This is a genomic window from Burkholderia sp. LK4 (genome assembly GCF_001043615.1).
In the GTDB taxonomy this organism is placed as follows: domain Bacteria; phylum Pseudomonadota; class Gammaproteobacteria; order Burkholderiales; family Burkholderiaceae; genus Burkholderia; species Burkholderia cepacia.
Genome location: NZ_LDUL01000046.1, coordinates 15148 through 34126, shown reverse-complemented (window position 1 = coordinate 34126; position 18979 = coordinate 15148). Strand labels below are relative to the sequence as shown.

Genomic DNA, 18979 nt, shown 5'->3' with positions numbered 1-18979 from the left:
GATCGACCTGCGTGCCGGGCACGCCTGCGGCGCGCGCACTCACTTCAAGCTCGTCGCGCAGCGCCGCACGCGTATCGGCGCCGCCCGAGCCCGGCCCCCACGCCCGCCCGCCATCGAGCGCCGGCAGGATGTAGCCGTTCACCATCCGGCGGAACAGCTTCACGTTCTCCGCATCGCGCAGGCCACCGTCAATCGGCAGCACGCCCGTCATCACGATCACCGTGTTGCGCTTCGGCAGCACCGCGATGAATTGCCCCTTGAAGCCCATCGCGTCGAATTCGGGCTCGCTCTCGACGATGTTGTTGATCCACCAGTAGTAGCCGAAATGCGCCGACCCACGCGGCGACGTCATCTGCGCGATCCACGCCTGCGGCACCACCTGCCGCCCCTGCCAGCGCCCACCGTCGAGCACGAGCATGCCGATCTTCGCCATGTCGACCGCGCGCAGCCGCAGCCCCCAGCCGGCCGACACGAGCCCTGTGCGATCCGCGCGCTCCCATGTCGCGCGCTTCATGTCGAGCGGGGCGAACAGACGCGCCTGCGCATAACGCTCGACGGGTTCGCCGGCCGCCGCGCTCAACATCGCCGACGCGAGGATCGGGTTCACGTCGGTGTATTCGAACGCGGTGCCGGGCGCGACCTTCGGCACGGCCGAGACAGCAAGCTTCAGCCGGTCGGGCGCGGTGTAGTAGATCGGATCGTCCTTCGGGCTGAAGTCGTAATGCAGTCCGCTCGACATCGACAGCACGTGCTTCAGCTCGATGCCTCGCTTGTCCGCGAGCGCGCCGCCGAGGTCGGGGCGCCACGCGGCGAGCCGCGCGGCCACCGGCTCGTCGAGATGCACGGCGCCCCGATCGACCAGGATGCCCGCGACGAGCGACGTCACGGCCTTCGTCACCGAGTACAGCTCGTAGGTCGAATCGCGCGACGCGTTCGCACCGTAGCGCTCGAAGATCAGCTTGCCGTCCTTCACGACGAGCAGGCTGTAGACATCGAGCTTCTGCTCGCGGATCCAGCGCGACAGCTCGACAAGCTTGCGCGAATCGACGCCGGCGTCCTCCGGCGCGGCGGCTTCGATACCGGTTTCATGCAGCGGCGGCAGTGCATCGGCCGCATGCGCCGCCGACATCGTCGGCACCGGCGCGAGCGCACCGCTGCCGATCAGCAGCGTCGCAAGCCGCGCGAGCAGCCGGCGCATGAAAGGCGCGGCACGCGATGCGGGCCGCCGCGAATCGGGCCATGCGTCCGGATTGGCGATCATGTTCGTCATCCTTGTCAAATCTCCGGCGCATCGTTGAAGGCGGCGGCCGTGCCGGGCACGCCCTTCGTCTCGCGGCTGCGCGCCAGCTCGTCGCGCAGCGCCTGCGTCGTTTCCGCGCGCTCGACCGGCGGCTGCGCCGGCGTCAGCGCGGGCAGGATGTAGTCGTTCACCATCCGTCGATACAGGTTCAGGTAGGTTGCGTCGCGCAAACCGCCGTCGGTCGGCAGCAGGCTCGTCATGACAACGACCGCACGCTGCGCGGGCAGCACCGTGATGAACTGCCCCTTGAAGCCCATTGCGCCGAATTCCGGCGTGCCGTGTTCGACGACGTGACTGATCCAGCAGTAGTAGCCGTAATCGGCCGCGGCCGGCGACGGCGTCGTCATCTGCCGGATCCAGCCAGCCGGCACGATCTGCTTGCCGTTCCAGCGGCCGTTGTCGAGCAGCAGCATGCCGATCTTGGCCATGTCGACCGCACGCAGCCGCAGGCCCCATCCGCCCGCCACCGCGCCGGTGCCGTCGGCGCCACTCCAGCGGTAGTGCGCGAAGCCGAGCGGCTCGAACAGCCGCGAGCGCGCGAACGCGTCCTCGCGCTCGCGCGCGGCGATCGACACCGCCGTGCCGACCAGCACCGGGTTCACGTCGATGTAGTCGAACTGCGTGCCGGGCGGCTGCGCCGCGCGGCTCGTCACCGCGACTTTCAGCCGGTCGGGTGCTTCGTAGTACAGCGGATCGGTGCCTTCGCGCGTCGTGTAGCGCAGCCCGCTCGACATCGACATCAGGTGGCGCAGCTCGATGTCCCGCTTGTCCGCGAGTTCGCTCGCGAGATCGGGCCGCGCGGCCGCGATCAGCGGCGTGACCTTCGTCGACGGGCCGAGCTTGCCCTCGCCGTCGAGGATGCCGGCGAGCAGCGCGGTGATCGTCTTCGTCACCGAATACAGCTCGTAGTTGTGATCGCGCGTGAGGCCGTCGCCGTAGCGCTCGAACACGATCTTGCCGTCCTTCACGACGACGAGGCTGCGCACGTCCATCCGGTCGCGGCGCAGCCATTCGGACAGCCGCACGAGCGGCGCCGAATCGACGCCGGCCGATTCGGGTACGACGCTCGGCATGTCCTGCGGCGCGCCGCCGGCGGCCAGCGCCGGCCCGCCGCATGAACCGGCGACGATCGCTGCGGCCGCGATGCCGCGCATTGCGTTGGAAATACTCATCCTTGCTCCTGCTTAAACCGCGCCTGCCGCGTGGAACGGGCGCTCACATCGACGGACGTCAATCGAGGCACGGCTTGCCGGCCGGCACGAACTGCCCGCGCCCCGGCTCGGCCGCGAGCAGGCGGCCATCCTCGACGAGCAACTCGCCGCGCGACAGGCAATGACGCGGCCAGCCCGTCACCTCGATCCCTTCGTAGGGCGTGTAGTCGACCGCATGATGCAGCGACGCATTCGCGATCCGCACGCGCTTGTCCGGATCCCACACGACGATGTCCGCATCGGCGCCGACCGCGATCGTCCCCTTGCGCGGATACAGCCCGTACAGCTTCGCGGGGCGCAGCGACGTGAGCTCGACGAACTGGTGCAGCGACAGCCGCCCTTGACGCACGCCATCGAACAGCAGCGGCAGCCGCGTCTCGAGCCCCGGAATCCCGTTCGGGATATGGTCGAACGAAACGGCCTGCCCGCCCGGATGCTTGCCGCACGGATCGTCGTAGCTGAACGGCGCATGGTCGGACGAGAACACCGAGAACACGCCCTGCTTCAGCGCCTTCCACACGGCCTGCTGGTTCGCCGGATCGCGCGGCGGCGGGCTGCATACGCACTTTGCGCCTTCATAACCGTGATCGTCATGGCCGAGATCGGCGGCCGTCAGATACAGGTATTGCGGGCACGTTTCGGCGAGAATCGGCAGCCCGCGCGACTGCCCCCAGCGGATCTGCTCGATCGCCTCCGCGCCCGACACGTGCACGATCAGGATCGGCACGTCGACGAGTTCCGCGAACGCGATCGCACGATGCGTCGCTTCGCGCTCGACCACGGCCGGCCGCGCATGCGCATGGAAACGCGGTGCGACGTGGCCGTCGCCGAGCAGCCGCTCGGTGAGCCAGCCGATGCAGTCCGAATTCTCCGCATGCACCATCACGAGCGCGCCGTGCTCGCGCGCGACCGACAGCACGTCGAGCATCTGGCGGTCGTTCAGCTTCAGGTCGTCGTAGGTCATGTACACCTTGAACGACGTGTAGCCGTTCGCGATCAGCCGCGGCAATTCTTCCGCCAGCACGTGCGGCGTCGGATCGGCGACGATCAGGTGAAAGCCGTAGTCGACCAGCGCACGCCCGTCGGCGCGCCGGTGATAGTCGTCGACGGCCGCCTGCAGCGACTGCCCCTTCGCCTGCGCGGCGAACGGGATCACGGTCGTCGTGCCGCCGCACAGCGCCGAGCGCGTGCCGGACAGGAAATCATCGGCCATCCGCAGCCCGTCGGGCATCGGTTGATCGAGATGGCAGTGCGCATCGACGCCGCCCGGCATCACGAGCATGCCGCTCGCATCGAGCTCGCGCGGCGCGCGCGGCAGCCCGTGACCGAGCATGGCCACGCGCCCCGCACGGATGCCGATGTCGCACGAGAACCGGTCCGCCGCCGTGACGACGTCGGCGTGCCGGATCACGAAATCGAGATCGTTCGACATGGCGCCCGCCTCAGATCACTTCGCTGAAGAGACGGCCCCAGCCCTTCACCTGCCGCGTGTCGTAGTCGGCAAGCTGCAGCGACTTCCACACGACGGTCGAGATCGTGTCGTAGATCGGGATGCCCGTTTCCTCCTCGAGCGCAGGCACCAGGTGCGCGGCGTTCAGGTTCGTGCAGAAGATCGAGATCGCGCGCGGGCCGGCCGCCGCGACTTCGCGCACCATGTTGCCGATCTCGTCGCCCGTCACTTCGGAGAACGAGAAATTGACCTTCAGGTTCAGGTGACGCTCGGCGATGCAGTTCAGCCCCGAACGGCGATAGTTGTCGACGATCTTCGTCTGCACGTCGTCGAGATACGGCGTGACGAGGCCGAACTCGTGCGCGTTCGTCTTCTTCAGGATCTCGTTGAGCGCGAGCACCGACGTGGTGGCCGGAATGCCGGTCGCCGCGGTGATGCGCTCGCACAGCCGCTCGTCGGCCTCGAAGCCGAGCCAGCCCGACGACGTGCCGTTCCACGCGATCACGTCGACCTTCGCGTCGGCGAGCAGCAGCGCGGCCTGGATGATCTTGTCGTCGTCGAACTGGCCGAGCGCCTGGCCCGTCAGCGAGATCTCGGTGACCGGAAAGCGCGCGAAGTGCGCGGACACGCCCGGCAGGCCGGCGACCATCGCGCTCGTCAGCGGTTCGAGCGACGTGTTGGAGGACGGGGTGAGCATGCCGAGCAGGGTACGTTTTTTCATGACGGGTTTCTCTCTACCAGTGAATGCAGTCGATGCAGTGAAAGGGGTCGGTCAGACGGGGAGCTTGTTTTCGTAGTCGATCGCGCTGGAGCACACGAGCAGGCCGACGCCGGCCGCCGCGAACACCATCAGCGCAAGGAAATAGGAACCAGTGAACTGCACGATCGCGCCGACGACGATCGGCACGGTGACGCCGCCGATGTTGCCGCCGAGGTTCATCAGGCCGCCGAGGAAGCCGATCTTGTTGCGCGTGCCGAGCGACGACGGGATGCACCAGTACAGCCCGCACCAGCGCAGGAAGAACAGCGTCGACGACAGCAGCGCGACGCACACGACGGGGTCCTTCACATACGCGACCGAGAAGATCGACACCGTGGCGATCACCGCCGCGATGCCGAACAGCGTGCGCATCACGACGTTCGGGCGGCCGCCCGCGGCCTTCCACTTGTCGGCGATCCAGCCGCCGAGCAGTTCGCCGACGAAGCCGCTGAAAAAGATGATGAAGGTCGAGCCGCCCATCTGCTTGATGTCGAAGCCGTGCACCTTGTGCAGGTAGTTCGGCATCCACGTGAGCAGCCCGTAGAACACGCTGTTGAAGCACATCCAGCCGAAGAACATGCACCACACCGAGCGGTACTTGAAGAAGTCGCGCGAACGGCCCGACGCGCCGGCCGGCTCGGCCGCGAGATCGCTCGCATGCGACGCCTCGATGTATTCGGCTTCGAGGTCGTTGACACCCGCATGTTCGCGCGGCGAGTTGCGGATGTAGTGCCACGCGAGCAGCCCGGCCAGCACGGTGCCGACGCCGGCCACCGCGAACGCGAGCCGCCACGAGCCGAGCACCGCGATCAGCCCGGCGATCAGCACCGCGCCCAGGGCTGCACCGAGCGGCGCGCCGCCGTCGAGCAGCGTGGCGCCGCGGCCGCGCTCGGTCTGCGTCATCCAGATCGCGTTGAGCTTGCCGCCGGCCGGGTAGATCGGCGCTTCGGCCGCGCCGAGGCCGAGGCGCGTGAGCAGCAGCGACGGTGCATTCGTGCACAACGCGGCGATCGCCTGGAAGAAGCCCCAGAACACGGTCGCCGTCGCGATCACGATACGCGGCTTGAACCGGTCGGCCAGCATCCCGCCCGGGATCTGCATCACGGCATAGGTCCAGAAGAACGAGCTGAGGATCAGACCCTCCATCGCGGGCCCGATATTGAACTCCTGCGAGATGTAAGGCATGGCGACGGACAGCGATGCGCGATCGACGTAGTTGATCGCGATGAGGCTCAGCATCACGACGAATATCTTCCAGCGAACAGCGGATTTGCCGACCGTCATGGCGGCGACACCGGAGGTTGAAGACATGGACGGACTCCAGGAGTGGACGAGGATGGTCAGGACGTCGCGCAACGTGGAACCGAGTATAGGATTAGAAATTTATAATTACCGTTAGCGTAAACACTTGGTTTAATTGAGATTCTTTAATCACGATGTTGGTGCAGGGTAAGCCCCGACATCGTGATAAGCTCGCACCATCATGAGCCAGACACCCCGCAATCCCCTGCTTCTGCGCACGCGCGGCATGGCCGCCGAGATCGCCGCGCGCCTGCGCGTGATGATCGATGAGGGCGAATTGCCGCCCGGCGCGCGGATCGACGAAAAGGAACTCAGCCTCGCGTTCGACGTGTCGAAAACGCCGCTGCGCGAAGCGCTGAAGGTGCTCGTCGCGGAAGGCGCCGTCACGCATCGCCAGTACATCGGCTATCGCGTCGCGTCGATCGACCTCGACGACCTGGTCTCGACGTTCGAACTGCTGCACGGGCTCGAGGCGATGGCGGGCGAGTTGCTGCGCCAGCGGATCGGCACGGCGACGCTCGCCGCGCTGCAGGCGAAGCACCGGAAGATGGTCGAGTGTCATGAAGCCGGCAAGCGCACCGAGTATTTCCGGCTGAACCAGCAGATTCATCAGATGATCGTCGACGCGGCCGGCAACCCCGTGCTGTCGGGCATCTATGCGTCGCTGATGTCGAAGGTGCACCGCGCACGCGGCGCCGCGAACACGGACACGCTGCGCTGGGCCGAGTCGCTGCACGAGCACGAGGACATCATGGCCGCGCTCGCCGACCCCGACCATGCGGTGCTGCCGCAGGTATTGCGCAGCCATTCGGAAAACACCGCGCGCGAGGTGCTCGCGATCCTCGATCGCACGGGCACGGCCGACGCGCCGGAACAGCGCTCGGCCGGCGCGTGAAGGCTGCGGGCCGACGATCCGCTAGGCCGCCCGCAACGCCCGCCGCGCCACTTCCGCGAAATACCGCGCGCCCACCGGCAGGATCGCGTCGTTGAAGTCATACGTCGCGTTATGCAGCGGCACGCCGCCGAGGCCACCCGCTTCACCGTTGCCGATGAACACGAAATTGCCGGGCACCGCCTGCAGGAACGCGCCGAAATCCTCCGAAATCATCATCGGCTGCACGTCGGCGTTCACCGCCTCCGCGCCCGCGACCTCCGCCGCGGCCCGCACCGCCGTGTCGACCCACTCCGGCGAATTCACCGTCGGCGCGAACTCGTGCGTGTACTCGAACGTGCACGCCGCGCCGTGCGTGCGGCAGATCCCTTCGCTGATCTCGCGCATCCGCGTTTCCAGCAGCGCCTGCACGTCGCGCGAATAGCTGCGCGTGTCGCCCTTGATCGTCACCGTCGACGGCAGCACGTTGCGCAGCCCGTCGGTGATGAATTCCGTGCAGGAGATCACCGCCTGCTGGCCAGGGTCGAGATTGCGCGACACGATCGTCTGCAGCGCGAGCACGACCTGCGCGCCGATCACGATCGGATCGATGCCCATGTGCGGGCGCGCCGCATGCGTGCCGCGCCCGTCGATCCGGATCACGAAATTGTCCTCGCTCGCCATGATGCCGCCGGCGCGCGTCGAGAAGGTGCCCGCGCGCATGCCCGGCATGTTGTGCGCACCGAAGATCGCGTCGACCGGGAAGCGCTCGAACAGCCCGTCGGCCATCATCGCCTTCGCGCCGCGGCCGTGCTCCTCGGCCGGCTGGAAAATGAAACGCACCGTGCCGTCGAAATCCTTGCGCTCGGCCAGCAGTTGCGCGGCGCCGAGCACCATCGACATGTGACCGTCGTGCCCGCACGCATGCATCTTGCCGGGCGTGCGCGACGCGTGTTCGCGGTCAGGCGCGTGCTCGGCGATGTTCAGCGCGTCCATGTCCGCGCGGATGCCGATCGCGCGCTTGCCGGTACCGGCCGTCAGGTTCGCGACGAGCCCCGTGCCGCCGATCCCGCGATGCACGTCGAGCCCGAGCGTCGTCAGGATGCGCGCGACGTAGTCCGACGTGTTCACCTCTTCGAAACCCGTCTCCGGATGCTGGTGCAGGTGGCGGCGCCAGGTCTTCAGTTGGCCCTGCAGCGTGCTTTCGTCGATTGCGTCCATTGCGTCCATTGCGTCCATTGCGTTTGCCTCGTCGGTCGTAGTCGGTCGTAGTCGGTCGTAGTCGGCCGTGATGTCGTTCAGGCCGCCACCGTCGCGCGGTCCAGCCAGTCGCGCTGCCGCGCGAGCACGGCGTCGGCCGCCTCGCCGACGCAGCTCCGGTACACGGACGGTGCCGTCGCGCCTTCCGTATTGATCGCCAGCACGCGCGAATGCGCGTCGAGCCCCACCTGCCGCGCGCGTGCCGGGTCGCGCATCAGCACGTCCAGCCCCGCGATGCCGGCCGCGCCCGATTCGCCGGCCACGACCGGCACGTCGCGTTCGCTGCCGGCCGCGAGGCCGCGCATCGCCTGCACCGCGTCTTCGTCGTCGATCAGCATGAAATGGTCGATGCACATCTCGAGGAAATCCCACGCCAGCGGCGACGCCTCGCCGCACGCGAGCCCGGCCATCACCGAATCGACGCTGCCGGTCGCCTTGGTGGCGCGCCCGGCCAGTGCACTCTGGTACAGGCAGTCGGCCTGGCGCGGCTCGACGACGATGAAATGCGGCCGCTCCACGCCGTCGCGCTCCCACAGATAACTCGCGACACCTGCGGCGAGGCCGCCCACGCCGCCCTGCAGCAGCACATGCGTGAACGGCCGCCCGTCGTCCCGCGCCGCCTGCGCGGCGGCCTCGGCGGCGATCACGCCGTAGCCCTGCATCACGTCGCGCGGAATCGCTTCGTAGCCGTCGTACGACGTATCCGACACGACATACCAGCCGTTCGCCTGCGCGAGCTGCGCCGCGCAGACCACCGATTCGTCGTAATTCCCCGCGATGCGCACGATCCGCGCGCCGTACGCGGAGATCGCGCGCTCACGCTCCGCATCGACGTTCGCGTGCAGCACGATCACGCACGCGCAGCCGATCGCGCGCGCGGCGGCGGCGAGCGCGCGGCCGTGATTGCCGTCGGTCGCGCTGATCACCGTCAGCTCGGCCAGTTCGGACGCATAGCGGCCGGTGACGAGCCCTTGCGGATCGAGATCCTGCTGGCGGCGCAGCCGCTTCACGAGCCGCACCAGCGCGATCGGCGCGCCGAGCGCCTTGAAGCTGCCGAGCGGCGAGCGGCACGACTCGTCCTTCACGCTGACGCTCGCGACGCCGAGCCGCGCGGCGAGATCCGGCAGCACGCGCACCGGCGTGTGCGCGTGGCCGACGAGCGGCCAGTGCGACAGCCACGCGCCGCTTTCGTCGGCCGACGCGATGTTCATCACGCGTCGCAGCGCGTGGGGATAGGCGGCGCGCGATGCGCGGGGGTTGGCGATCAGCATGGCGAAAGGCTCGGGAACAGGGCCGCGCCGGCGGCCCGTCGGGTGGATCGGATCGGGCAAGCGCGGGTTGCGTTCGCCGTCGGTCCGAAAAATAATATTGCGCATCGCGGTCAATAAAATCGCCGAATCGACCGTCCATACGCAAAAATTTCTCATTCTTTCGAGGTTTCACGCCCCATCATGACCACCCCACTCGATGCGTTCGATCGCAAGCTGCTGATGGAAATCCAGCGCGACGCGCAGACGCCGCAGAGCGAACTCGGCGCGCGCGTCAACCTGTCGACCGCGGCCGTGAACCGGCGCCTGAAACGTCTCGCGGACGACGGCGTGATCGAGCGCTACACCGCCGTCGTCGCACCGGACAAGGTCGATCATCCGCTGACGATCGTCGTCAACGTCGAGGTCGAAAGCGAGCAGATCGACCAGCTCGACGCGATGAAGCGTGCGTTCGAGCGCTGCCCGCAGATCCAGCAGTGCTACTACGTGACGGGGGAATGGGATTTCGTGCTGATCGTCGCGGTGCGCAACATGGATCAGTACAACGCGCTCACGCGCGAGCTGTTCTTCGCGAACAACAACGTGAAGCGGTTCAAGACGCTGGTGAGCATGAGCCGCGTGAAGGTCGGGCTCGAGGTGCCGGTCGATCCGGGCGAATGAGCGAGTGAATGCGTGCGCGATTGCACACAAGAAGCGGCCGGCACGCGATCGCGCGCACCGGCCGTTTCCCATCGACGGCTACGTCAGCGGCAACTGAAGCTCGCCGCCGAATTCACGTCGCCTGAACCGTTGTAGCGCGCCACCTGCGGATACGGGCACAGCGGACGCGTGCGACCCGCGCCCCATGACGTCGGCACATCCGCACTCGGCACCGCGTTCGTCGCGTCGCGCGCGGCGGCCACCACCGTAGCGGGCGCCTGCCCCTGTTCGACCCACGCGACGAGCGGCGTCAGCAGGTCGAACTGGTCGGCCGCCGGCCCGCCCGAACAGTGGTTCATCCCCGGCACCGGATAAAGGCGCGCGAAATCCGACGCATCGCCGCCGTTCGCCTGTGCGAGCCGCGCATACCAGTCACGCGTGTCGTCGAACGAGAACACCGGGTCGCCCGTGCCGTGATAGACGAGCAGCTTCGCGCCGCGCGCCTTCAGCGCGGACAGGTTCGTCTCGTCGGGCGGCGTCATGAACGTCCACGCGGATTGCGTGTACGTACCGTTCGTCGCGAAGATCGCCGGTGCGTCGTTGTCCATGTCGAAGCCGAGCGCGAAACCGGGCAGGTTCGCGAGCGTCGCGGCGCTTTTCGGCGGCGTCGTGAACGTGAACGCCATCGCGGCCGGATCGAGCGTGATCGAATTCGACTGCTTCCACGCGGCCCAGCCGCCACCGGCAATGCCCGGGTCGTACGGAAAACCCGCATAGAGCGCCGTACCCGCGCTGTTGCGTGCGCCCGTGAACACGTTCTCGAGCGCGGTCTTCTGTGCGGGCGTCAGGCAGGCGCCCGTGCGTGTGCCGTTCGCGCAAGTCGGGACGTCCGACTCGACGCTGAAGTGCGCCTGGCACGCGGCCACGTCCTGCACCATCCCGTCGGTAGCACCGTCGAGCGCATCGCATTTCTCGAGGATCTTCGCGCCGACGAACTGCCGCTCCGCGTCGGTGAAGCCGCTGCGGATGTCCGGCAGCCCGTTCGTGCCGGTCGCCGAGGCGATCTTCGCGAACTGCTGCGCGCCGTACATCTCGCCGATCGCCGCCTTCGGCAGATGAAAACCCGGATCGCCCGCGATAATGCCGTCGTAGTCGGCCGGGTTGCGCACGGCGGTGACCATCGCGTGACGGCCGCCGTTCGAGCAGCCGCCGAAATAGCTGCGGTCGGGCGCCTTGCCGTACGCGAGCCGGATCACCTGCTTCGCCATCGGCGTGAGCGCGTCGACCGCGCCGTAGCCGTAGTCGATGCGCGCCTGCGGATCGAGGCCGAACAGCGGATTCTGCGCGGCACTGTGCCCGGAATCCGAACTGATCACCGCGAACCCCATGTTCAGCGCATCGTTCAGCGGCCCGCCGCCGCCGATCTCGCCGGTCGCGGTCACGACATTGCCGTCGAGCCCGCCGTTCGCCTGGTAGAAGAAACGGCCGTTCCACGCCTTCGGCAAGCGCATCTCGAAGCCGATTGCGTAGGTCTTGCCGTCCACCGCGCTCACGCGCTGGTTCATCTTCCCTTCGATCACGCAGTGCTCGGCGACCGGCTTGCCGGCCACCGTCAGCGCGCCCGCGGCCGCGGTCGTGACCGACGTGAACGACGTGTTCGCATACGCGAGCTTCGCGGCGAGCGCGTCGCAGGTCTGCGTCATCGCGGCCGGCGTCGCGGCGCTCATATGTGTCGGCGTGGCGTTGACCGAATCGTCGCCGCCGCACCCGGCAAGCATCGCCGCCGCGGACAGCGGCGCAATGCAAAGGAATGCAGATTTTCTGTTCAAGATATCCCTCGTTCGTCAGGCTGCCGAATCAGAACATGTGCCGCACGCCGACCATCGCGCCGAGCTGCCCCATCCCTTCGCCGGGCGTCGTGCCGGGCCCGCCGCCGCTGACCGCGTAGCGCGCATGCGCGCTGTTCCACAGATACGACGATTGCGCATAGACGGCCGTGCGCTTGGTCAGCAGATAGGTCGCGCGCAGCGTGGCCATCGTCGCGCGCGTGTCGTGCGCGCTGTTGACGATCCGGTAGCCTTCGCCGTCGACGACGAAATCGGGCTTCACCGCATACGACGCGCCGACGAAGAACAGGTCCGAATGCGCACCGGGCGCGGCCGGCGAACCGGTCGACACGCGCCGCCCGATCCAGCCCGCGCCGATCCGCGCGCCGGCCGCCTGCGCATACGCGCTCACGTGCGCGCGAGCGTCCTTGCCGCCGCTGCTCGTGAAAGGAACGGGCGCCACGCCGTCGAAGAAGTTGGCGGCCGCGCCGGTGCCGCCGCGCTGCTCCTCGTACGACGCCGCCGCGCCGAAATACGCGCTGTCGTACTTGAGCATCACCGACCAGTTGCGGCACTGCGTGGCATCCCCCGGCACCTGGCCCGCGCACGTGCCCTGCCCGGGCGAGTTGCCGGTGCCCGCGCCGTCGCGGCCGAACGAATACGCGGCGCCGAGCGTCACGCCGCGATAGGTGCCGACGTAGGTCACCGCGTTGTCGGAGCGGCCGTTCGGCACGTACGCATCGAACGAGCCGAGCCCGTAGATGTCGGGGCCGATGATGTCCGCGCCCTGCAGCGCGAGATAGGTCATCGTGTACTGGCGGCCGAACGCGAGCGTGCCGAAACCGCCCTTCAGCCCGACGAACGCCTGCCGCCCGAACAGCCGGCCGCCCTGTCCGAGATCGCCGCCGCGCACGTTGAAACCGCTTTCGAGCGTGAACACCGCCTGGTAGCCGCCGCCGAGATCCTCAGTGCCGCGCAGGCCCCAGCGCGACGGCAGCTCGCCCGTCACGCCCGGCATGCGCACCACGTGGTCGCCGGCCGCGTTCGCGTGCGACACGAACTCGACGCCCGTGTCGATGATCCCGTACAGCGTCACGCTCGACTGCGCGTGCGCGCCGGTCGCGGCCAGCGCGCATGCGCCGGCCGCCAGCAAGGCTTTGGTGTGCTTCATGGTGTTCGTCTCCAGACCTGTGTCGTAATCGCGCTCTACCGGCGCTCGTGGTTGAAATGGGAAGAAATCAGTCGTGCGCCTGCGGGCGCCGGATCAGCATCAGCGCAGCGACGGCGGCGACGAGCGTGACGGGAATGCTCGCGCCGATCACGACCGACGCGCTGCGGCCCATGGCGAGCAGTTCGGCGGCGGCGAGCGGCCCGACCACCGAGCCGAGGCGGCCGACGGCAACGGCGGAGCCGACGCCGGTGCCACGCATCGCGGTCGGGTAATAGATCGCGGCCAGCGCATACAGCACCGACTGGCCACCGACGACGAACATCCCGGCCGCGAACGCGGCGGCGGACAGCCACAGGAGCCCGGGCGCGACCGCCAGCGCGGCAAGCGACAGCACGATCCCCGCGTACATGCCGCCGACCACGCGCGACGGACGCAAGCGGTCCATCGACATGCCGATGCCGAGCACGCCGAGGCCGCTGCCGATGTTGAAGAAGATCTGCACGATCCCGGCCTGGCTGCGCGCGAGCCCCTTCGCGGCCATCAGCGACGGCAGCCAGTTCAGCAGGAAATACAGCACGATCAGCGTGCAGAAGTAGCTGAGCCACAACGCCAGTGTCGTGCCGGTACGCGAGCCGCCGAACAGCGTCTGTCCGACGCTGGGGCGCGCCGCGCCCGATGCGCTGACGTCGAGGAACGCACGCGATTCGGGCAGCAGTGCGAGCAGCAGCGGCGCGAGCAGCAGCGGGCCGACGCCCCCGACATAGAAAATGTGCCGCCATTCGGTGTCGCCTGCGAGCAGCACGCCGATCAGCGACGCGATCACGCCACCGAACGGAATCCCGCAGTACATCACGGCCACCGCGCTGCTGCGCGAGCGTGCGTCGACCGCTTCCGACGACAAGGCAATGAGGTTCGGCATCGCGCCGCCGAGGCCGAGGCCGGTCAGCGCACGAACGGCGACCAGCATCGCGAAGCTCGACACCTGCGCGGTCGCGATCGACAGCAGCCCGAACAGGCAGACCGACGCGATCAGCACGTGCTTGCGGCCGACCCGGTCGGCCAGCCAGCCGCCGAGCATCGCGCCCGGCAGCAGGCCGAACGTGCCCGCGCTGAACGCGAGCCCCATCTGTGAAACCGAGAGCCCGAATTCGTGGGCCATGCGCGGTGCCGCGACGCCGACCGACTGCAGGTCGAGCCCCTCGAGCAACGCGATCGCGAAACACAGGCCGAGCGTCGTCGCGACGGCCGGCCTTGCGGCAACGGAAGTGTCCATGCTGTCTCCTAACCGTGACTCGCGCGGCATACGCGGAACGCATGCGCGGTGTCCTTGCTTTATCGTGATCGGGTTTCGTCCATTTATCAGGTAACCTGATTAATAACCCGAAAGAAAATCCCGTCGAGGGACGGGATGATTTAATAACAGGTAACCTGATATTTCAAGTGTCGCGAGCGCGGTGTTAACCCGCAACCCGTTCGCGACCCGGGCCATGCCGCGGCATGGCCCGGCGCGGCCGGAGCAACCGGAACGAAAGACGCGACGGCGGCGTGCTCAGTCGCGCAGGTTGCGTACGAACAGCTCGAGCGTGCGGTGAACCTGCGCGACGTCGTCGGCGCTCACGTCGTCGCCGAGCATCCGGCGTTCGAGCGGCCGCAGCACCTGCTCGCATTCGCGCAGGATTGCCGAGCCCTCGTCGGTCAGACGCAGCAGGATCACGCGGCCATGGCTGGGATCGGCCTCGCGCGTCACGAAGCCGCGGGCGGCCATCGCAACCATCACTTCGTTCGCGGATTGCGGCGTGATGAACGAGCGCACCGCAAGTTGCGCATTGGACAGCGCGCCGCGCGCCTCGAGCACCGACAGCGCCGTGTACTGCGCGAGCGTCACACCGAGCGGCACGAGCGCATCGCTCATCTGGCGGCGCAGCAGCCGGTCGAGATTGCCGATCAGGTAGGTAAGCCGCTGCTGCGAACGCGCGCGCGGCCTGGCTTCGCTGGCGCGGGCCGTGCGTTTCGGGCCGGCCGGTTTGACGGGTGTCGAACTCATGAACGTGTCGGAAGGAGGATCGCGGGCCATCTTACCTCACGCGGTCCGTATATCAGGCCGTAATCGGCCCTTATGTCGGCCCGTAGGTCGGCCCGTATGTCGGCCCGCATATCGGCCCGCACGGCGGCTCGTGCCGGCCGGCGAGCCGCCCCGGGGGCCGTCCACACCCGGCTCGGACGAACCTTACGCCGCGGCAACCGGCAGCGCCGCGCGGCAGCCCGCGTCCACCAGCGCGAGCCGGTGTGCGAATGCCGCGAGCGGATAGTCGAAGAAGTAGGTGCCGACCGCGCGCTTGCCCGCACGGAACGAATCGTCTCCGGGCGCATCGCCGACGATGCGCAGCGTGCGCGCCCACGCGAACGCGAGCAGCAGCCAGCCGACCAGCGCGAGATAGTCGTCTGCGACGCGGTAGGGCAGATCCGGATCGTGCTCGCTCGCGCGGATCACGCCGGCCGTCACGCGCTCGAGCTCCGCGCACAGCGTGGCGACGCGCGCCCCGGCGTCCCTCGCCCGCTCGTCCGCTGCTGCCCGGACGCTCTGCGCGGCTTCCGCGCGAATCAACTCGAGCAGCGCATGCAGCGCCTCGCCGCGATCCCCCAGCACCTTGCGCACCAGCAGATCGATCGCCTGGATCTCGTTGGTCCCTTCGTACAGCATCGACACGCGGCAATCGCGCAGCGTCTGTTCGATCCCGTATTCGTGAACGTAGCCGTAGCCGCCGAATACCTGCAGCGCGTTCGACGCGGCCGCGAAACCGTTCGCGGTGAAGAACGCCTTAGCAACCGGCGTGAGCAACGATGCCAGCCGCGCCGCCGCGAGCCGTGCCGGCGGCTGCGGATCGTGCGCGGCGACGTCGAGCCAGTGCGCGATCCAGTAGCCGATCGCGCGCTCGCCTTCGACGATCGCCTGCGCATCGAGCAGGATGCGGCGGATCGCGGCGTGTTGCGCGATCGGCGCCGCCCTGCCCTGCACGCGCTCGCGCGCATAGGCCGACGCGGCCTGCCATGCGCTCTGCGCATGCCCTACACCCTGCATGGCGACCTGCAGGCGCGCCGCGTTCATCATCACGAACATCGATGCGAGCCCGCGATGCGGCTCGCCGACGAGCCAGCCCGCGGCCGCGTCGAAACGCATCGTGCAGGTCGGGCTTGCCTTCAGCCCCATCTTCTTCTCGATGCCGTCGCACCAGACGCCGTTGCGCACGCGGCCGCCCGGCGCGTCGAGCCACTTCGGCACGACGAACAGCGACAGCCCCTTCGTTCCCGCCGGCGCGTCGGGCAGCCGCGCGAGCACGAGGTGCACGATGTTGTCGGTCAGGTCGTGCTCGCCGCCGGTGATGAACAGCTTGCTGCCGCTGATCCGGTAGCCGTCGGCGGCCGGGTCCGGCACTGCCTGCGTGCGCAGCAGGCCGAGATCGCTGCCCGCCTGTGGCTCGGTGATGCACATCGTCGTCAGCCACTCGCCGCTCGCGATCTTCGGCAGCACGTCGCGCTTCAGGCGCTCGCCGCCATGCGCGCGCAGGCACGCCACCGCGCCGTGCGTGAGCCCCGGCGACATCAGCCACGCATGGTTCGCCCCCGCGAGCATCTCCTGCAGCGCGACGTCGAGCAGATGCGGCAGCCCCTGGCCGCCGCAATCGGCGTCGAGCGCGAGCGTCGGCCAGCCGGCGTCGACGTAGTCGCGGTACGCATCGCGAAAGCCCGCCGGCATCGTCACGCCGGCACCGTCGAACCGGCAGCCCTCGAGATCGCCGGTCGAATCGAGCGGCGCGATGCGTTCGACCACGAAGCGGGCGGCTTCGTCGAGCACCTGCCCGGCGGTCGACAGGTCGAGCTCCGCCCAGTCGGGCACGCGGCGCCACAGCGCCGGCGCATCGAGCCATTCGCCGATCACGAACAGCATGTCGCGCAACGGCGCGCAATACGCGTTGCTCATCGCGCGCACCTCATGCGCGGCGCGCCGTGCCGGCGACGATCACGCCCGCGTCGGCCGCGCCCCGTTCGTACATCGCGTCGACCACCGCCGCACGGTGCATGAGCACCGCACGCTGGTTGATCGAGCCCTTGTCGGTGACTTCGCCGAGATCGAGCGAAGGCGGCGTATCGAGCACGCACAGCCGCGTGACGAACGTCGCGCTGCCGGTCGCATCGCGGTTCAGGCGCTCGAGCAGGCCCGCGAAGAACGCCCGCACCGCGGGCGCCTGCAGGACGGTGCGCACGTCGGCGTCCGGTGCCGCGCCGGCCAGGCGACGGCAATCGTCGACGCGCGGGAAGATCATCACGCCGACGTCGTCGCGATTCATCCCCGTGACGACCGCGTCCTGCACGTAAGGTGCGCCGTTCGATACGATCCGCGCGCGCATGGGCCCGACGCTCACGAAAGTGCCTGACGACAGCTTGAAATCCTCCGCAATGCGCCCGTCGAACATCAGGCCGATCTCCGGCCGCGCGGGATCGACGAAACGCACCGCATCGCCGCTGCGGTAGTAGCCCTCCTCGTCGAACACCTCGCGCGCGTCGTCGCCGCTCGCGCGCCAGTAACCGGCCATCACGTTCGGCCCGCGAAAGCGCGCCTCGAGCTTGCCGTCGACCGGCACCAGCTTCGCGTCGCAGCCGGGCGCGGGCAGGCCGATGTAGCCGGCCCCCGACACCGGCCCGGTGGTGAACATGCACGATGGCGCGGCCTCGGTCATCCCGAGGCCCGCCATGATCCGGATGCGCTCGCCGCAGTGCGCGAGCGTCACGCGCTCGAGCCGGTCCCACGCGGCCTGCGACAGTCCGGCGCCCGCGAAGAAATACATCTTCACGCGCGAGAAGAAGGTTTCGCGCAGCGCGGCATCCGTTTCGAGCGCCGCGGCCAGTTCTTCCCAGCCCTTCGGCACGTTGAAATACACGGTGGGCGCGATCTCGCGCAGGTTACGCAGCGTCTCGCCGAACTTGCCGGCGACCGGCTTGCCGTCGTCGATGTACAGCGTGCCGCCGTTGTACAGCGCGATGCCGACGTTATGGCTGCCGCCGAACGTGTGATTCCACGGCAGCCAGTCGACCAGCACCGGCGGCTCCAGGCCGAACTGCGGAAACGTCTCGAGCAGCATCTGCTGGTTGCTGCACAGCATCCGGTGCGTGGTCGGCACCGCCTTCGGCAGCCGTGTCGACCCAGACGTGAACAGGAATTTCGCGATCGTGTCGCCGGTGATCGCATCGTGCGCGGCATCGACGCTGCCCGGTGTCGTGCCGAGCAGCGACGCGAAACGCGTGACGCCGTCCATCCCGTCGGGTGCCGACACGACCACGCGCTCGACATCAGGCGGCACCGACGCGTCGAGCGCGGCACGAAACGCCGCGCCGTCCGACGCGAAGACCAGCCCCGGCGTGAGCACGGCGAGCGCGTGGCGCAGCTTGCCGTAATCGCTCGACACGAGCGAATACGCGGGCGACAGCGGCGCATGCGGAATGCCGGCCCACATCGCGCCGAACGCGAGTTGCAGATGTTCGAGGTCGTTGCCCGACAGGATCGCGACGGGCCGCTCGACCGACAGCCCGCGATCGAGCAGCGCCTGGCCGATCGCGCGGGCGCGCTCGAGCATCTGCGCATACGTGATGCCGATCCACGTACCGTCGGGCCCGCGCCGCGCGACCAGCCAGCGGTCCGGATGCGCGCGCGCGCCGCTCGCGAGCCGGTCGGTCAGCCGGCGTGGGTACGCGCCGAGCGGGGTCGTCGCGCGCAAGGTCCAGCAGCCGTCGCGCTGCACGATCTCCGGCGGCGCCGTGCCGATCGCCACGGGGCGATAGCCGGCGGGAACGCGCTGGGCGGCAGCCGCGTCGCGCAGTTGGGTCGGATCCGCATCCAAGTTCTGTCTCCGGTCGGTTCCGCCCCG

General features: G+C 68.7%; 15 protein-coding genes. 2 read left to right on the top strand and 13 right to left on the bottom strand.

The genetic code is table 11. The features are described from left to right. The 5 genes from VK92_RS23505 to VK92_RS23485 form a co-directional block, all read right to left on the bottom strand. Window positions 1-1198 (bottom strand): serine hydrolase domain-containing protein (locus VK92_RS23505; protein ID WP_048468193.1); only part of this gene is annotated, 1198 nt, incomplete at its 3' end. A 77-nt stretch (window positions 1199-1275) separates the two neighbouring features. Then, entirely contained in the window at window positions 1276-2472 is a 1197-nt protein-coding gene (locus VK92_RS23500) for a serine hydrolase domain-containing protein (protein ID WP_021158642.1), read from the bottom strand. A gap of 58 nt (window positions 2473-2530) precedes the next feature. Beyond that, window positions 2531-3943, bottom strand: a complete 1413-nt coding sequence (gene hydA, locus VK92_RS23495) for a dihydropyrimidinase (RefSeq protein WP_048023737.1) — start codon at window positions 3941-3943, stop codon at window positions 2531-2533. Window positions 3944-3953: 10 nt separating this feature from the next. Further along, a complete protein-coding gene (locus tag VK92_RS23490) occupies window positions 3954-4682 on the bottom strand; it encodes a maleate cis-trans isomerase family protein (protein ID WP_021158640.1) in 729 nt (242 codons plus the stop codon). A gap of 51 nt (window positions 4683-4733) precedes the next feature. Beyond that, on the bottom strand, window positions 4734-6032 hold the full coding sequence (locus VK92_RS23485) for an MFS transporter (protein ID WP_021158639.1): 1299 nt from the start codon (window positions 6030-6032) through the stop codon (window positions 4734-4736). Window positions 6033-6204: 172 nt separating this feature from the next. Between VK92_RS23485 and VK92_RS23480 the strand changes: the two genes are divergently transcribed. Then, window positions 6205-6918 carry a GntR family transcriptional regulator gene (locus tag VK92_RS23480; RefSeq protein WP_048023734.1) on the top strand — a complete coding sequence of 238 codons (714 nt, stop codon included), beginning with the start codon at window positions 6205-6207 and terminating at the stop codon, window positions 6916-6918. A gap of 21 nt (window positions 6919-6939) precedes the next feature. On the opposite strand, the gene VK92_RS23475 is transcribed toward VK92_RS23480, so the two are convergent. Next, window positions 6940-8124 carry a M20 aminoacylase family protein gene (locus VK92_RS23475; protein WP_048023732.1) on the bottom strand — a complete coding sequence of 395 codons (1185 nt, stop codon included), beginning with the start codon at window positions 8122-8124 and terminating at the stop codon, window positions 6940-6942. A 68-nt stretch (window positions 8125-8192) separates the two neighbouring features. Beyond that, window positions 8193-9425: a diaminopropionate ammonia-lyase gene (locus VK92_RS23470; RefSeq protein ID WP_048023731.1), complete on the bottom strand. Its 1233-nt coding sequence runs from the start codon at window positions 9423-9425 to the stop codon at window positions 8193-8195. A 180-nt stretch (window positions 9426-9605) separates the two neighbouring features. Here VK92_RS23470 and VK92_RS23465 point away from each other — a divergent pair, with 180 nt between their 5' ends. Beyond that, entirely contained in the window at window positions 9606-10082 is a 477-nt protein-coding gene (locus VK92_RS23465) for an Lrp/AsnC family transcriptional regulator (protein WP_027790255.1), read from the top strand. Window positions 10083-10165: 83 nt separating this feature from the next. Here the strand turns inward: VK92_RS23465 and VK92_RS23460 are convergent, their stop codons facing one another. The 6 genes from VK92_RS23460 to VK92_RS23435 all read right to left on the bottom strand — a co-directional run bounded on the left by VK92_RS23460 (window position 10166) and on the right by VK92_RS23435 (window position 18952). Next, window positions 10166-11890 carry a tannase/feruloyl esterase family alpha/beta hydrolase gene (locus VK92_RS23460; protein ID WP_048023729.1) on the bottom strand — a complete coding sequence of 575 codons (1725 nt, stop codon included), beginning with the start codon at window positions 11888-11890 and terminating at the stop codon, window positions 10166-10168. Between the two features lie 28 nt (window positions 11891-11918). Further along, entirely contained in the window at window positions 11919-13058 is a 1140-nt protein-coding gene (locus tag VK92_RS23455; RefSeq protein ID WP_021158633.1) for a porin, read from the bottom strand. A 67-nt stretch (window positions 13059-13125) separates the two neighbouring features. Continuing rightward, complete coding sequence (mhpT, locus tag VK92_RS23450; protein ID WP_048023728.1) at window positions 13126-14331, bottom strand: 3-(3-hydroxy-phenyl)propionate transporter MhpT; 1206 nt, start codon at window positions 14329-14331, stop codon at window positions 13126-13128. A gap of 276 nt (window positions 14332-14607) precedes the next feature. Next, window positions 14608-15102 carry a MarR family winged helix-turn-helix transcriptional regulator gene (locus VK92_RS23445; protein ID WP_048023727.1) on the bottom strand — a complete coding sequence of 165 codons (495 nt, stop codon included), beginning with the start codon at window positions 15100-15102 and terminating at the stop codon, window positions 14608-14610. 183 nt (window positions 15103-15285) lie between these two features. After that, complete coding sequence (locus VK92_RS23440; protein WP_048023842.1) at window positions 15286-17037, bottom strand: acyl-CoA dehydrogenase; 1752 nt, start codon at window positions 17035-17037, stop codon at window positions 15286-15288. Between the two features lie 10 nt (window positions 17038-17047). After that, entirely contained in the window at window positions 17048-18952 is a 1905-nt protein-coding gene (locus VK92_RS23435) for a feruloyl-CoA synthase (protein WP_048023725.1), read from the bottom strand. Window positions 18953-18979 lie beyond the last annotated feature (27 nt).

Coding starts and splice junctions, on each gene's coding strand:
- VK92_RS23475 (WP_048023732.1), bottom strand. CDS start 8,124: ATGGACGCAATGGACGCAATCGACGAAAGCACGCTGCAGGGCCAACTG.
- VK92_RS23485 (WP_021158639.1), bottom strand. CDS start 6,032: ATGTCTTCAACCTCCGGTGTCGCCGCCATGACGGTCGGCAAATCCGCT.
- hydA (WP_048023737.1), bottom strand. CDS start 3,943: ATGTCGAACGATCTCGATTTCGTGATCCGGCACGCCGACGTCGTCACG.
- VK92_RS23440 (WP_048023842.1), bottom strand. CDS start 17,037: ATGAGCAACGCGTATTGCGCGCCGTTGCGCGACATGCTGTTCGTGATC.
- VK92_RS23470 (WP_048023731.1), bottom strand. CDS start 9,425: ATGCTGATCGCCAACCCCCGCGCATCGCGCGCCGCCTATCCCCACGCG.
- mhpT (WP_048023728.1), bottom strand. CDS start 14,331: ATGGACACTTCCGTTGCCGCAAGGCCGGCCGTCGCGACGACGCTCGGC.
- VK92_RS23465 (WP_027790255.1), top strand. CDS start 9,606: ATGACCACCCCACTCGATGCGTTCGATCGCAAGCTGCTGATGGAAATC.
- VK92_RS23500 (WP_021158642.1), bottom strand. CDS start 2,472: ATGAGTATTTCCAACGCAATGCGCGGCATCGCGGCCGCAGCGATCGTC.
- VK92_RS23455 (WP_021158633.1), bottom strand. CDS start 13,058: ATGAAGCACACCAAAGCCTTGCTGGCGGCCGGCGCATGCGCGCTGGCC.
- VK92_RS23490 (WP_021158640.1), bottom strand. CDS start 4,682: ATGAAAAAACGTACCCTGCTCGGCATGCTCACCCCGTCCTCCAACACG.
- VK92_RS23480 (WP_048023734.1), top strand. CDS start 6,205: ATGAGCCAGACACCCCGCAATCCCCTGCTTCTGCGCACGCGCGGCATG.
- VK92_RS23445 (WP_048023727.1), bottom strand. CDS start 15,102: ATGAGTTCGACACCCGTCAAACCGGCCGGCCCGAAACGCACGGCCCGC.